Annotated in this window: 10 protein-coding genes, 2 pseudogenes and 1 riboswitch; of the genes and pseudogenes, 9 read left to right on the forward strand and 3 right to left on the reverse strand. The window is 73.2% G+C overall.

Translation table 11 applies throughout. The annotated features are described in order from the left end of the window. Positions 1-46: 46 nt before the first annotated feature. The gene (locus tag ACFVVL_RS15590) at positions 47-706 is read left to right on the forward strand and encodes a response regulator (protein WP_380296066.1); all 660 of its coding nucleotides are present in this window, start codon (positions 47-49) and stop codon (positions 704-706) included. A gap of 147 nt (positions 707-853) precedes the next feature. Here the strand turns inward: ACFVVL_RS15590 and ACFVVL_RS15595 are convergent. Further along, positions 854-1,543 (reverse strand): annotated as a pseudogene (locus tag ACFVVL_RS15595) (phosphatase PAP2 family protein); the annotation flags it as partial. A gap of 176 nt (positions 1,544-1,719) precedes the next feature. Between ACFVVL_RS15595 and ACFVVL_RS15600 the strand changes: the two are divergent. Continuing rightward, a complete protein-coding gene (locus ACFVVL_RS15600) occupies positions 1,720-2,760 on the forward strand; it encodes a MazG family protein (protein ID WP_380296065.1) in 1,041 nt (346 codons plus the stop codon). A 20-nt stretch (positions 2,761-2,780) separates the two neighbouring features. Here the strand turns inward: ACFVVL_RS15600 and ACFVVL_RS15605 are convergent, their stop codons facing one another. Further along, positions 2,781-3,206: an SDR family NAD(P)-dependent oxidoreductase gene (locus ACFVVL_RS15605; protein ID WP_387675336.1), complete on the reverse strand. Its 426-nt coding sequence runs from the start codon at positions 3,204-3,206 to the stop codon at positions 2,781-2,783. Positions 3,207-3,426: 220 nt separating this feature from the next. Between ACFVVL_RS15605 and ACFVVL_RS15610 the strand changes: the two genes are divergently transcribed. The 7 genes and pseudogenes from ACFVVL_RS15610 (at position 3,427) to ACFVVL_RS15640 (ending at position 11,633) form a co-directional block, all read left to right on the forward strand. Then, on the forward strand, positions 3,427-4,713 hold the full coding sequence (locus ACFVVL_RS15610; protein ID WP_380294966.1) for a cytochrome P450: 1,287 nt from the start codon (positions 3,427-3,429) through the stop codon (positions 4,711-4,713). 231 nt (positions 4,714-4,944) lie between these two features. Then, positions 4,945-5,093, forward strand: a riboswitch (cyclic di-AMP (ydaO/yuaA leader). 5 nt (positions 5,094-5,098) lie between these two features. Next, complete coding sequence (locus ACFVVL_RS15615; RefSeq protein WP_387675339.1) at positions 5,099-6,058, forward strand: transglycosylase family protein; 960 nt, start codon at positions 5,099-5,101, stop codon at positions 6,056-6,058. A gap of 243 nt (positions 6,059-6,301) precedes the next feature. Continuing rightward, entirely contained in the window at positions 6,302-7,588 is a 1,287-nt protein-coding gene (gene eno, locus ACFVVL_RS15620) for a phosphopyruvate hydratase (RefSeq protein WP_380294962.1), read from the forward strand. 170 nt (positions 7,589-7,758) lie between these two features. Beyond that, positions 7,759-8,253, forward strand: coding sequence for a septum formation initiator family protein (locus tag ACFVVL_RS15625; protein ID WP_387675342.1), 495 nt, complete (start codon positions 7,759-7,761; stop codon positions 8,251-8,253). Then, positions 8,225-8,893, forward strand: a pseudogene (locus ACFVVL_RS15630) (DUF501 domain-containing protein); the annotation flags it as partial. The gene ACFVVL_RS15625 and the pseudogene ACFVVL_RS15630, both read left to right, overlap by 29 nt. A gap of 14 nt (positions 8,894-8,907) precedes the next feature. Beyond that, on the forward strand, positions 8,908-9,834 hold the full coding sequence (locus ACFVVL_RS15635; protein WP_387675604.1) for an exopolyphosphatase: 927 nt from the start codon (positions 8,908-8,910) through the stop codon (positions 9,832-9,834). A gap of 428 nt (positions 9,835-10,262) precedes the next feature. Next, positions 10,263-11,633 (forward strand): NAD(P)/FAD-dependent oxidoreductase, encoded by a 1,371-nt coding sequence (locus tag ACFVVL_RS15640; RefSeq protein ID WP_387675345.1) that lies wholly within the window; start codon positions 10,263-10,265, stop codon positions 11,631-11,633. Positions 11,634-11,819: 186 nt separating this feature from the next. On the opposite strand, the gene ACFVVL_RS15645 is transcribed toward ACFVVL_RS15640, so the two are convergent. Next, positions 11,820-14,378 carry an ABC transporter permease gene (locus tag ACFVVL_RS15645; protein WP_387675348.1) on the reverse strand — a complete coding sequence of 853 codons (2,559 nt, stop codon included), beginning with the start codon at positions 14,376-14,378 and terminating at the stop codon, positions 11,820-11,822. Positions 14,379-14,410 lie beyond the last annotated feature (32 nt).

Raw genomic sequence — 14,410 nt, forward strand, 5'->3', positions numbered from 1 at the left:
CGGGGCCCGCGCACCGATCCGGGTGGTGATCGCGGACGACGAGCCGATGGTGCGGGCCGGGGTGCGCGCGGTGCTCGCCACCGACCCGGGGATCGAGATCGTCGCCGAGACCGGGGACGGGCGGGAGGCGGTGGAGCTGGTCCGGCGCCACCGCCCGGACGTCGCCGTGCTGGACATCCGGATGCCCGGCACGGACGGCATCGCCGCGGCCGCCGAGATCCGCCGCGGCGCCGTCACCACCAGGACCGGAGCGGCCACCGGGATCGTCATGCTGACCACCTTCGGCGAGGACGACTACATCCTGCGGGCCCTCGGCGGGGGCGCCAACGGCTTCCTGATCAAGTCCGGCGAGCCGGAGGAGCTGATCGCCGGGGTCCGGTCGGTGGCGGACGGCGCGGCCTACCTCTCACCCCGGGTGGCCGCCCGGGTGGTGGCCCACCTCGCCGCCACCGGGGCCGGTGGCCCGGCCGACCGCAGGGCCGCGGCGCAGCGCCGGGTGGCCGGGCTGACCGCCCGTGAACGGGACGTCCTGGCGCTGGTCGCCGCCGGGCTGTCCAACGGTCAGATCGCCCGCCGGATCGGGGTGGTGGAGGGCACGGTGAAGGCGCACGTCAGCAACGTCCTGGCGCGGCTGGGCGTGGCCAACCGGGCGGCCGCCGCCGTCCTCGCCCACGAGGCCGGCCTGGCGGCGGGCCCGCCGGCCTGACCCCGGGGCGGGCGCCGCGACGGGCACCGGCACCGGTACTGCGACGGCCACCGGCAGCGGCCGGAGCAGCAGCGGCCCGAGCAGCCGCACGCCGCCCAGCGCGCCGACCGCCGCCGTCGCGGACGGCAGCAGGGCGACGACCACCGCCGCCGTGACCGCCCCGCCCAGCGCCGCCCCGGCGAGCACGTCGTGCGGGTAGTGCACCCCGGCGGCGACCCGCAGGCCGGCCGTCCCCAGACCGACGGGCACGGCCACCCACCTCGCCCGGGCCACCCACCTCGCCCGGGCCACCCACCTCGGCCGCGCGGGCCCCGCCCACGCCTCCCGGCGCGGCCGCAGCAGCACCAGCCCGGTGGCCAGCGCGACGGCCAGCGTCGCGTGGTTGCTGGGGAACGACCAGTCGCCCGGCGGCGGGCAGTCGGCGAGCGCGGTGGACGGCAGGGCGGACAGCGCCCGGCACGGCCGCTCCTCGTCGAGCACCGACTTCAGCAGCTCGCTCGTCCCGTACGCGAGCACCGTGCCGAGGCCGGTGAGCGCGACGCCCGCGACCGCGCCCGCGTCCCGTCGCCCGCGCGCCGTCCACCAGCCGAGCACCAGCAGCAGACCCAGCGCGAGCAGCCCGGCCTCGGTGGCGGGCTCCAGCAGGGCGGCGAGCCGGGGCGGGGCGTCGGCGACGGCCTCGGCCACCCGGCGGTAACCGGCGGCGGACCAGCCGGTGACCACCCGGACCGGGCCGTCCCCGCCCGCGCGCCCCGGCGCCAGCCACCCGACCGCGCCGGTGCCCGCCCCCAGCAGCACCACCGCGAGGGCCGTTCGGTTCCTGAGCGTGTTCGTCATGCCGCGGACGGTAGGCGCCGGGAGCGGCGGCCGGCCCGACCCGAAAGACAGGGTCCGACCTGGACGATCGTCAGGGTTGACGCCCCCGCCCGGCTGTGCGGGCGGCAGCGGCCGGGGCCCGCGGACGCTCCCGAATCCGGGGGCGGGGGTGCGGGCCGGGCGGGTAGGTTCGGGGTGTGACGACGAATCCTCCCGGCCCCAAGCTGATCCTCCTCATCACCACCCACCGGGTGGCCCCCGGCCTGCTGTCGTGGCCCGCCTGGGAGGCGCTGCGGTCGGCCGGCCGGGTGCTCGCCGCCGACCCCGCCCACCCGCAGCTGCCCGCCGTGGCGCAGGCCGGCGTCGAGGTCCGGATCGTGGCGCCCGGCTCCGCCCCCGCGCTGGCCCGGCTGCTGACCGAGGCCCCGGCCGGGCCGTCCGCCGAGGAGGCCGGTCCGACGGTCTGGCTGGGCAGTCCGGACGGCGACCCCGGGCTGACCGACGCGCTGGCCCGCCTGGCCGTCGAGCACGCCGGCGAGGTGCCGGAGATCGAGGTGCTGCCCGGTTCGTACGACCTGCCGGGCGCGCGGCTGCTGGACCTGGTCTCCGTGATGGACCGGCTCCGCTCGCCGGGCGGCTGCCCGTGGGACGCCGAGCAGACCCACGCCAGCCTGGTGAAGTACCTGGTCGAGGAGGCCTACGAGCTGGTCGAGGCGATCGAGGAGGGGGACCGCGACATGCTCCGCGAGGAGCTGGGCGACGTCCTGCTCCAGGTCTTCTTCCACTCCCGGATCGCCGAGGAGCACCCCACCGGCGCCTTCTCGATCGACGACGTGGCGGGCGACATCGTCGACAAGCTGATGTACCGCCACCCGCACGTGTTCGGCGACGCCGAGGCGAGCGGCGCGGCGGAGGTGGAGGCCAGCTGGGAGGCGCTCAAGGCGGCCGAGAAGTCGGAGCGGGAGTCGGTGCTGGACGGCGTGCCGGCCGGGCTGCCCTCGCTCGCGTACGCGGCGAAGCTCGTCTCACGGGTGCGCCGGGCCGGTTTCACGGGCGTGCCGGACGAGCCGTACGAGCTGCCCGCCGAGCTCACCGCGGAGTCGGCGGGCCGGCTGCTGCTCGCGGTGGCGCAGCGCGCGCACGACGCCGGGATCGACGTGGACGCCGCACTGCGGGCCTCGGCGCGCGGCTACCGGGACGCGGTGCGCGCCGCCGAGGGCCTGAAGCCCGCGGAGTAGCGCCGCCCGCGCGGGCCGCCTCAGACGACGGCCACGTCCTGCACCGGCCGCCGCTGCGCCGGGACGACCACCTCGCCGATCGCCTCGCCGACCAGGGCGACCAGCTCGGCGAGCCGCTCCAGGTCGAGGTGGTCGGGCAGGTCGCCGAGCGAGACGATCCGCTCGCCGTCCGGCCCGGCCACGCAGAACAGGTCGATCGGCCCCAGGTGCTTCTCCGCCGTGTCGACCAGCGCGGCGACGTCGCTGGGCCGGCGGACGTCGCCGCAGACGCCGACGACCCGGCAGCCCGGCCGGTCGAGCTCGGTGGCGAGGTCCTCGGCGATCCCGACCCGCTGGTCGGCGATCAGCACGCCGACGGCCCCCGCAGCGGTGAGCCGCCGGGCGAGGTCCGCCCCCGACCCGCCGTCGAGCACGGTGATCACGACGACCGAACCGGTGACCCGCATGGCCTTGCTCCTCCCTGTGGGCGGCTCCGCACCGGCGCCCACGGACATCTTGCGGAGGATCGTAGGCAGGTCCTGACCCTCCGCAACAGGAATTACCCCTCAGGTGACCAGGCTCACGCCTGCCGCGCGCGGCGGACCGCGTCCGGGTCCCGCGCCGCCCGCGCGCACGGCGTGCGCACGCCGTGCGGTGACCGGGACACGCCCGGGATACCGTCGACCCATGCCAGCTCAGCCCGCCTCCCCCCGTCCGCCCCTGTTCACCTGGGAGTTCGCCGCCGATCCGTACCCCGCGTACGCCTGGCTGCGCGAGCACGAACCGGTGCACCGGACCACCCTGCCGAGCGGGGTGGAGGCCTGGCTGGTCACCCGGTACGCGGACGCCCGGCAGGCGCTCGCGGACAGCCGGCTCTCCAAGAACCCGGTGCACCACAGCGAGCAGGCCCACCGCACCGGCCGGGTCGGCATCCCGGGCGAGCGGCAGGCCGACCTGATGACCCACCTGCTGAACATCGACCCGCCGGACCACACCCGGCTGCGGCGGCTGGTGTCGAAGGCGTTCACACCGCGCCGGGTGGCGGCCTTCGAGCCGCGGGTGCAGCAGCTGACCGACCGGCTGATCGACGGCTTCGCCGCGCGCGGGTCCGCCGACCTGATCCACGAGTTCGCGTTCCCGCTCCCCATCTACGCGATCTGCGACCTGCTCGGGGTGCCGGCCGAGGACCAGGACGACTTCCGGGACTGGGCCGGGATGATGATCCGGCACGGCGGCGGTCAGCGCGGCGGCGTGGGGCGCGCGGTGAAGCGGATGCGCGCCTACCTGGCGGAGCTGATCCACCGCAAGCGGGCCGATCTCGGCGACGACCTGATCTCGGGGCTGATCCGGGCCAGCGACCACGGCGAGCACCTGACCGAGAACGAGGCCGCGGCGATGGCCTTCATTCTGCTGTTCGCCGGCTTCGAGACCACGGTCAACCTGATCGGCAACGGCGTGTACGCGCTGCTGCGCAACCCGGGACAGCGCGCCCTGCTCCAGGAGTCGGTCGGCCGCGGCGAGAGCGCGCTGCTGGAGACCGGCATCGAGGAACTCCTGCGCTACGACGGGCCGGTGGAGCTGGCCACCTGGCGGTTCGCGACCAGTCCGCTGACCATCGGCGGGGTGGGGATCCCGGTCGGCGACCCGGTGCTGGTGGTGCTCGCCGCGGCGGACCGGGACCCGGCGCGGTTCGCCGACGAGAACACCCTGGACCTGGCCCGGACGGACAACCCCCACCTGGGCTTCGGGCACGGCATCCACTACTGCATCGGCGCCCCGCTGGCACGGCTGGAGGGGCGGGCCGCGCTGGCCACCCTGCTGACCCGGCTGCCGGACCTCGAACTCGCCGCGGACCCGGTGGACCTGCGCTGGCGGGGTGGTCTGATCATGCGTGGACTCCGTGAACTTCCGGTGGAATTCACGCCGGAGAAAACGCCCGGCGGCAAGGCTCCGGAGACCGGCTCCGAGGGCTGACGCATCGGCACAACACGCTGACGGAGACTCTCCGTTGCCCGGATTCGGGGGGTCTGAACCACCCTCAATCCGGACATACCGCCCCGGTTGGTAGGCAATCCATCACATGACGTGATGTCCATGTGATATCGACGATATGAGCTTGTGATTGCTCTGAAGATCTGTCTACTCTCCCTGGAGTTCGCAGCTGCGAGCCCCGTGCGCGGAACGCCGAGTCCTGCCCGCCGCGCCACGGGAAACCGACCAGAACCCTGGGCAGGGGCGGGGGACCCAGGTTTTGCGCCGTCTCCCACGGCTAGGGGTGAAGCCGCCTCCGCGCGGCCGGGCCACCTCCCGGTCCGAACCCGACAGCTCACCTCGCAGGCGTGCGGAGAGGGACCCCTTCATGCTGTTCGTTGGAACCGGTCGTCACCGTCGCCGTACCCAGGCCGAGAAGGCCATCGCCGTCGCCGGTGTCGCCGGCGTCGGACTGGCCATGCCGATCCTGAGCGCCACCGGCGCCTCCGCCGCCCCGGTCTCCACCTGGGACGCGGTCGCCCAGTGCGAGAGCGGCGGCAACTGGAGCATCAACACCGGCAACGGCTTCTACGGCGGCCTCCAGTTCACCTCCAGCACCTGGAAGGCGTACGGCGGCACCGCCTACGCGCCGCAGGCCAACCAGGCCTCCAAGGCCCAGCAGATCTCGGTCGCCGAGAAGGTGCTCGCCTCGCAGGGCCCGGGCGCCTGGCCCGTCTGCTCCAAGAAGGCCGGCCTGAGCAAGGGCGGCGCCCCGGCGGCGGTCGACACCTCGACGGACGCCAAGCCGGCCGCCCCGAAGCTGCAGGTCCCGCAGGCCGCCCAGGAGGCCAAGCCGCAGCAGGAGGCCGCGAAGCCCGCCGCGCCCAAGCACGCCGCGCCCAAGCAGCAGGCCCCGCAGGTCCAGCAGCAGGCCGCCAAGCCGCAGGCGCAGCAGTACGCGCCGAAGCACGCCGCGCCCAAGCAGGAGGCCCCGCAGGCGCAGCAGCAGTCGCCGGCCTTCTCCGGCAAGGCCGGCTGGGACGCCGACGCCAAGGTGTTCTGGTACCAGAGCAACGGCGCCTGGTACTGGACCAGCCACCAGAGCGTCTACCAGCAGTACGCCGGCCAGCAGGCCGCCGCCCCGGCCGCCCCGGCTGCCCAGGCCGCCCCCGCCGCGCAGCAGCCGGCCGGCCAGGGCTACACCGTCCGCTCCGGCGACACCCTCGCCGGGATCGCCACCGCCCAGGGCGTCTCCGGCGGCTGGCAGGCGCTGTACGACGGCAACCGCGGCACCGTCGGCGCCGACCCGAACCTGATCGTCCCGGGCCAGGTGCTGAGCCTCGCCTGACGGCCGGTCCGGCCGCACGGGACGAAGGGGGACCGATCGGTCCCCCTTCGTCCGCATCCGGCCCCCTCGGGTCGGGCAACCAGGTGAACTACCGGTGGGTAGCCGGGCCACACGCTGAGACGGAGCCGAGGTCGACGTGGCCCGGACAGCCCGTGCGGTTAGGCTCTGGTCGTAACGACTCCGCAATCGTCCGGCCGACAGCACCCACCGTCAGCCGAACCTGCTTCCGCTAGGAGATGCCTCGTGCCGTCCATCGATGTCGTCGTCGCCCGTGAGATTCTCGACTCGCGCGGCAACCCCACGGTCGAGGTCGAGGTCGGCCTCGACGACGGCAGCACCGGCCGTGCCGCCGTCCCGTCGGGTGCCTCCACCGGCGCCTTCGAGGCGCTGGAGCTCCGCGACGGTGACAAGAACCGCTACTTCGGCAAGGGCGTGGAGAAGGCCGTCCTGGCCGTCATCGAGCAGATCGGCCCGGAGCTGGTCGGCTACGACGCCACCGAGCAGCGCCTGATCGACCAGGCCATGCTCGACCTGGACGCCACCCCGGACAAGTCCTCGCTCGGCGCCAACGCCATCCTGGGCGTCTCGCTGGCCGTCGCGCACGCCGCCTCCGAGGCCAGCGACCTGCCGCTGTTCCGCTACCTGGGCGGCCCGAACGCCCACGTCCTGCCGGTCCCGATGATGAACATCCTCAACGGCGGCTCGCACGCGGACTCCAACGTCGACATCCAGGAGTTCATGATCGCCCCGATCGGCGCGGAGTCCTTCTCCGAGGCCGTCCGCTGGGGCGTCGAGGTCTACCACACCCTCAAGGGCGTGCTGAAGGAGCGCGGTCTGTCGACCGGCCTGGGCGACGAGGGCGGCTTCGCCCCGAACCTGGACTCCAACCGCGAGGCCCTGGACCTCATCGTCGAGGCCATCCAGAAGGCCGGCTACGTGCCGGGCAAGGACGTCGCGCTCGCCCTGGACGTCGCCTCCTCCGAGTTCTACGAGGACGGCGCCTACCAGTTCGAGGGCAAGGCGCTCACCTCCGCCGAGCTCATCGAGTACTACGCCGGCCTGGTCGACGCCTACCCGCTGGTCTCCATCGAGGACCCGCTGGACGAGTCGGACTGGGACGGCTGGAAGGCCATGACCGAGAAGCTGGGCGACAAGGTCCAGCTGGTCGGCGACGACCTGTTCGTCACCAACCCGGCCCGCCTGGCCCGCGGCATCGAGACCGGCACCGCCAACGCGCTGCTGGTGAAGGTCAACCAGATCGGCTCGCTGACCGAGACCCTGGACGCCGTCGAGCTGGCTCAGCGCAACGGCTACCGCTGCATGATGTCGCACCGCTCCGGCGAGACCGAGGACGTCACCATCGCCGACCTCGCCGTCGCCACCAACTGCGGCCAGATCAAGACCGGCGCCCCGGCCCGCTCCGAGCGCGTCGCCAAGTACAACCAGCTGCTGCGCATCGAGGAGATCCTCGACGACGCCGCCGAGTACGCCGGCCGCGGCGCCTTCCCGCGGTTCAAGCACGAGGGCTGAGCCCGCCCGGCGGCGCCCCGGCCGTCGACGCCGGGACGTCCCGGTAGCGCACGCCTGACCGGTGCCCCGCCGTTCACCCCGTAGGGTGGACGGCGGGGCACCGTCGCGACCAGGAGCGGACCAGGAGCAGGAGGGGGACACCGGAGATGGCAGGCTGGAGGATCCCGGGCTTGGCGGCCCGGCCCCGGTTCACGAGCCGGGCGACCGTCCTCGTGCTGGTGCTCTGCTCACTGGTGGCGATCCTGGCCTACCCGACCCGGCAGTTCGTCTCCCAGCGCTCGGAGATCTCGGCGCAGCGCGCCCGGGCCGAGCACGCCCGGCAGCAGGTCGAGCAGCTGCGCCGGGAGAAGGCCCGCTGGCAGGACCCGGAGTACGTCAAGGCGCAGGCCCGCACCCGGCTGCACTACGCGATGCCGGGGGAGACCCCGTACATCGCGGTGGACCCGGCGGCCAAGGACGCCGGGAAGTCCGCGCTGGGCGCACCGCCGCCCGCGGCGGGCCCGGCGGCCGCGCCGGCCAAGGCGGCCCGGCCCTGGTACGCCAGCGTCTGGGACTCCGTGGACGCCGCCGCCGCGCCGGCGGCCCCCGCCGCCCCGGGGCAGCCCGCCCCACCCTCACCACCCGCCCCCGCCCCCGCTGGAGACAGCTCCTCCCATGACCACTGAGAACCACCCCACCGTCTCCGACGAGGACGTCGCGGCGATCGCCGCACAGCTCGGCCGGGTCCCGCGCGGCCTGCGCGCCGTGGCCCACCGCTGCCCGTGCGGCAACCCGGACGTCGTGGAGACGGCCCCCCGCCTGCCGGACGGCACGCCGTTCCCGACGCTCTACTACCTGACCTGCCCCAAGGCCGCCTCGCTGATCGGCACCCTGGAGGCGGACGGCGTGATGAAGGAGCAGAGCGCCCGGCTCGCCGAGGACCCGGAGCTGGCCGCGGCGTACCAGAAGGCGCACGAGGACTACATCGCCCGCCGTGACGCCATCGAGGTGCTGGAGGGCTTCCCGAGCGCCGGCGGCATGCCGGACCGGGTCAAGTGCCTGCACGTGCTGGTCGGCCACTCGCTGGCGGCCGGCGAGGGCGTCAACCCGCTCGGCGACGAGGCGATCGGCATGCTGGAGGACTGGTGGGCCAAGGGCCCCTGCGTCTCCGCCGCCGAGGTCGCGGCCGCCGGCGATCGGGTGGTCCGCAACCGGGCCAAGGAGCAGGACCACGCGGCCGTGATCGCGGCCAAGGAGCAGAAGACCGCCGAGCGCGCCGCCAAGCGGGCCGCTCAGGAGGCGGACGAGGCGGGGGAGGCCGGGGCGTGACCACCACCCGGGTGGCCGCGATCGACTGCGGCACCAACTCGATCCGGCTGCTGGTCGCCGACCTCGACCCGGAGACCGGGGCGATCACCGACCTGGACCGGCGGATGATCATCAACCGGCTGGGCCAGGGCGTGGACCGCACCGGCCGGCTGCACCCGGACGCGCTGGAGCGCACCTTCGCCGCCTGCCGGGAGTACGCCGGGGTGATCGCGGACCTCGGGGTGGGCCCGGAGCGGATCCGCTTCGTCGCCACCAGCGCCTCCCGTGACGCCGAGAACAGCGCCGAGTACGTCGACGGCGTGCGGGCGGCCCTGGGCGTCGAGCCCGAGGTGGTCAGCGGCGAGGAGGAGGCGCACCTGTCCTTCGTCGGCGCGACCAAGGAGCTCACCGGCGGTCAGTTCCCCGCCCCGTACCTGGTCTTCGACCTGGGCGGCGGCTCGACCGAGTTCGTGCTCGGGGACGAGGACGTCCGGGCGGCGCGCTCGGTGGACATCGGCTGCGTCCGGCTGACCGAGCGGCACTTCGGCGGCGCCGAGCTGCCGTCCGACGAGCAGATCGCCGAGGCGCGCGCGCACGTGCGGGCGGAGCTGGACCGGGCCGCCGAGGCCGTCCCGCTGACCGGCGCGGCCACCCTGGTCGGCCTGGCCGGCACGGTCACCACCATCTCGGCGATCGCCCTGGACCTGCCCCGGTACGACTCGGAGGCGATCCACCACTCCCGGATCTCCCGGGAGCGGGTCGCCGAGATCGCCGACCGGCTGCTGCACGCCACCCACGCGGAGCGGGCGGCGATCCCGTCGATGCACCCGGGACGGGTGGACGTGATCGCGGCCGGCGCGCTGGAACTGCTGGAGATCATGGAGCGCACCGGCGCCGCCGAGGTGGTCGTCAGCGAGCACGACATCCTCGACGGAATCGCCTGGAGCATCGCCCGCTGAGCAGGCGGAGGACCCGCCGACCGGCCCCGGCAGCCCCCCCTGGGGCTCCGGGGCCGGGGCGCGCCGACGGCCGGGCGGGAATGTTCGTGAATTTCTTCACATGAGGATCCGGTCTTTCGCCGTACTCGGCGGCCCGGTCCGTCCGATATGTGGGACCGAAGGTTCGCCGGGGGTGATCGCCACTGGATCGCAGGTTCCGGCCCGCCGGAGGTTTGAAAATCGAAATCCTATGCGGGAACCGGGCCGTGTCAAGGATCGTTGCTGCTCAGCGGGGGCGTCCGAACGGACGTGTGCACCGGGGGCCCGGGAGGGCCGCGCGGGGTCCGGTGGGGGGCCGGAACGGGGGCGCGCAGTGTAGCAGAAGGGGTCCATAAGCTTGTGAGCGGGCTCACGAAGACTGCTCCGGGCGGTGCTGGATACTTTCGGATATGAGCACCACGGAGCGTCCTCGCATCCTCATTGTCGGCGGTGGTTACGTCGGCCTGTATGCCGCGATGCGCATCCTCAAGAAGATGCGCTACGGCGAAGCGACCGTCACGGTCGTGGACCCGCGGTCGTACATGACGTACCTGCCCTTCCTCCCCGAGGCGGCCGGCGGCAACGTCGCGCCCCGCAACCTCGTCGCGCCCCTGCGCACCGCGCTGAAGAACGCGGAGGTGCTCACCGGTGCGGTCACCGGTGTGGACCACGAGCGCAAGATCGCCACGATCCAGCCCGCGGCCGGCGACTCGTACGAGCTGCCCTTCGACTACCTGGTCGTCGCGACCGGTTCGGTCTCCCGCACCTTCCCGATCCCGGGTCTGGCCGAGAACGGCATCGGCATGAAGACCGTGGAGGAGGCCATCGCCCTCCGCAACCACGTCATGGCGCAGCTGGACAAGGCCGAGTCCACCACGGACGAGGCGGTCCGCCGCAAGGCGCTGACCTTCGTCATCATCGGCGGCGGCTTCGCCGGCGTCGAGACGATCGCCGAGATCGAGGACATGGCGCGCGACGCCTCCAAGATCTACAAGACCGTCAGCCGTGACGACATGCGCTTCGTCGTGGTCGAGGCCGCCAACCGCATCCTCCCCGAGATGGGCCCGGACCTCGGTCTGTGGACCAAGGAGAAGCTGGAGGAGCGCAACATCGAGGTCTACATCGAGACCTCGATGGACTCCTGCGTCGACGGCCACGTCGTGCTGAAGAACGGCATGGAGATGGACGCCTCCACCATCGTGTGGACGGCCGGCGTGAAGCCGAACCCGGTGCTGGCCCAGTTCGGCCTGCCGCTGGGCCCGCGCGGCCACGTCGACACCGCGCCGACCCTCCAGGTCCAGGGCTTCGACTACGTCTGGGCCGCCGGCGACAACGCCCAGGTGCCGGACCTCGCCGCCGGCGAGGGCGCCTGGTGCCCGCCGAACGCGCAGCACGCCGTGCGCCAGGCCGCCGTCCTCGGCGACAACGTGATCTCCGGCATGCGCGGCTTCCCGCAGCAGGAGTACAAGCACAAGAACCTGGGTGCGGTCGCCGGCCTCGGCCTGCACAAGGGTGTCGCGATCCTCTTCGGCAAGTACAAGCTGAAGGGCCGTCCGGCCTGGTGGTTCCACCGCCTGTACCACGGCGCCATGGTCCCCACCTTCAACCGGAAGGTCCGGGTCTTCACCGACTGGACCCTCGCCATGTTCCTGAAGCGCGAGATGGTCGGCCTGTCGCAGATGGAGAACCCGTACCAGCCGATCCAGGAGGTCACGGCCCCCACCAAGCCCGCCGTCGCGGCCGCCGAGCCGGCCGCCGGCAAGGAGCTCGCCAGCAAGTAAGCGACTGCGGACCCCGGTGTGGGAGCACCGGGGTATGAGTCGGAGGCCCTCCGCCCGGCAGTGCTGCCGGACCACGACCTCCGTGGTGCTCAGCCGGCTGTGCGAGTCGGGCGGAGTACAGAAGTACGAAGAAGGCCCCTGCCGAAACCCTCCGGCAGGGGCCTTCCGAGTGTCAGGACCCGGTGGTCAGTCCGTCTTGATGCTGGCCAGGATGTCCAGCTTGGAGGCGCGGCGGGCGGGCCAGAAGGCGGCCACCAGGCCGACCAGGCCGGCCAGGACCAGGAAGAGCAGCAGCTGGCCGTAGGGGACCACGGTGGCCATGCCCTGCAGGCTGGACTTCAGGGTGCCGTTGATCGCCCAGGCCATGAAGCAGCCGAGCAGGACCCCGATGCCGGCGCCGAAGACCGAGATCACCACGGACTCCAGACGGACCATCCGCTTGATGCCGGAGCGGTCCAGGCCGATCGCCCGCAGCATGCCGATCTCGCGCTTGCGCTCGAAGACCGACATCGCCAGGGTGTTGATCACGCCGAGGATCGCGACGATCACCGACATCGCCAGCAGGCCGTACATCAGGTTGAGCGCGAAGGTGATGGTCTGGCTGAAGTCGTCCCGGACGTCCTGGCGCGACTTGACCTCGATCACCGGGTTGGCGCCGGTGGCGTCCTTGAGCGCCTTCTTGAGCGCCTCGGTCTCCCCGCCGGTGCCCTTGACCAGGACGTTGTTCAGGTAGGGCTGCGGCTCGTGCTTGACGATCTCGCTGTTGGCCAGCAGTGCCCCGCCGAGCAGGCCGCCCTTCTCGTAGACGCCGCCGACGGTCAGGGAGCCCTTGCTCCCGTCGCCGTAGGTGACGTCGACCTTGGAGCCGGTGGTGACGCCCGCCTTCTGCGCGGCGTCCTCGTCGAGCAGCAGCTGCCCCTGGGCGGCGGTGGCCATCGAGCCGCTCTTCATCGTCACCGAGACCAGCTTGTCGAGGCTGTCGGCGTTCAGGCCGGTGATCGTCCGGCCCTTGCCGTTGAGATCCCAGTAGACGGAGGTCAGCGGCGAGGAGGCGGCGACCCCGGGGGCCTTGGCGATCTCGGCCGGGACCTTGTCGGACAGGCTCATCCCGTTGGCCGCGGAGACCAGGTAGTCGGCCTTCATCGAGCTGGTGACCGTCCGGTCCAGGGTGTCGGCGACCGAGGCGCCGATCACCGTCAGACCGCTGACGAGGGTCAGGCCGATGGTGAGCGCGGCGGCGGTGGCGGCGGTGCGGCGCGGGTTGCGCACCGCGTTCTGCCGGGCCAGCTTGCCGGGGGTGCCGAACAGCTTGCCGAGGACCGGGCCGACCAGGGCGATCACCGGGTGGGAGAGCAGCGGCAGCAGGACGAAGACGCCGAGGACGGCGAGCAGCGCGCCGAACGCGACCGGCATCCGGCCGTCGGAGTTGCCCTTCGAGGCGCCGAAGGCGATCAGCGCGATGCCGGCGGCGGCCAGCAGCGAGCCGATCACGTTGCGGACCACCAGGGACTTCTGGCTGACCGGCTGGTCACCGCTGCTCATCGCGGCGACCGGGGCGATCCGCGCGGCGCGCACGGCCGGCAGCAGCGCGGAGAGCACCGTGACCAGGATGCCGACGACCAGGGTGACCACCACGGTCAGCGGCTTGATCACCAGCGGGCCGGTCGGCATGCCGTCGTCCAGCGAGGCGATCAGGGACTGCATCCCCGCGCCGACGCCGAGACCGGCGAGCAGGCCGGCCGCGGCCGAGACGGTGCCGATGGCGAGCGCCTCGACCAGCACCGAGCGGGTCACCTGCTTGCGGCTGGCGCCGACCGCGCGGAGCAGGGCCAGCTCCTTGGTGCGCTGGGCGACCAGCATGGTGAAGGTGTTGGCGATGATGAAGATGCCGACGAACAGCGAGATCGCGGCGAAGGCGAGCAGCATGGTGCGGATGCTCTCGCTGCTCCTCTCGATCAGCCGCTCGTCCTCCGCCTTCAGGTCGGCGCCGGTGCGGGCCTCGATCTGCTGCTCCGGGTGGAGCTTCTGGGTCACCTCGGAGAGCAGGGCGTCCTGGTTGGTGCCGGGCTTGGCGGCGAGCACGATGCTGCTGTAGCGGCCGGGCTCCAGCAGCAGCTGCTGGGCGGTGGCGCGGTCGAACAGGGTGAGGGTGCCGCCGGAGTTCACCACCGGGTCGTCGGTGGTGAAGATGCCGGTGAGCTTCGCCTCCAGGACCGGGCCGTTGGAGCCGACCCGGACGGTGTCGCCGACCTTGTAGCCGCCCTTGTCGGCGGTCCTGCGGTCGAGGGCGATCTCCTTGCCGCTCTTCGGGCCCTGGCCCTCGGCCATCGGGTAGCGGGCGTCCTTGCCGTCCGGACCGGGGGCGAAGTTGGCGCCCCTGGCCGTCCAGGGCCGGCCGATCAGGGTGCCGTCCTTGTCGGCGACACCGGTGAAGCCGCTGACCACGCCGCGGGCGCTCGCGGTGCCGGGGAGCGCGGCGAGCTGCTGGACGGTGGCGTCGGTCAGGGTGACCGCGCTCTTCTCGCTCTTCTCCCGGGCCGTCGCGCCGGCGCCGGCGGCGGTGTCGACGACCTGGACCGCCACGTCGGAGTAGCTCTTGGAGTTGTTGTCCCGCATGGCCTTGCCGAAGGTGTCGGAGAAGACCATGGTGCCGGCCACGAAGGCGGTGCCCAGCATGACGGCCAGCGCCGTCATCAGCAGTCGGCCCTTGTGGGCCAGCACATTGCGCAGTGCGGTGCGATACATGGGGTGTCCTGGGGTCCTGAGGTCTGCGAAGG

Source organism: Kitasatospora sp. NPDC058115 (assembly GCF_042884635.1).
Lineage (GTDB): Bacteria > Actinomycetota > Actinomycetes > Streptomycetales > Streptomycetaceae > Kitasatospora.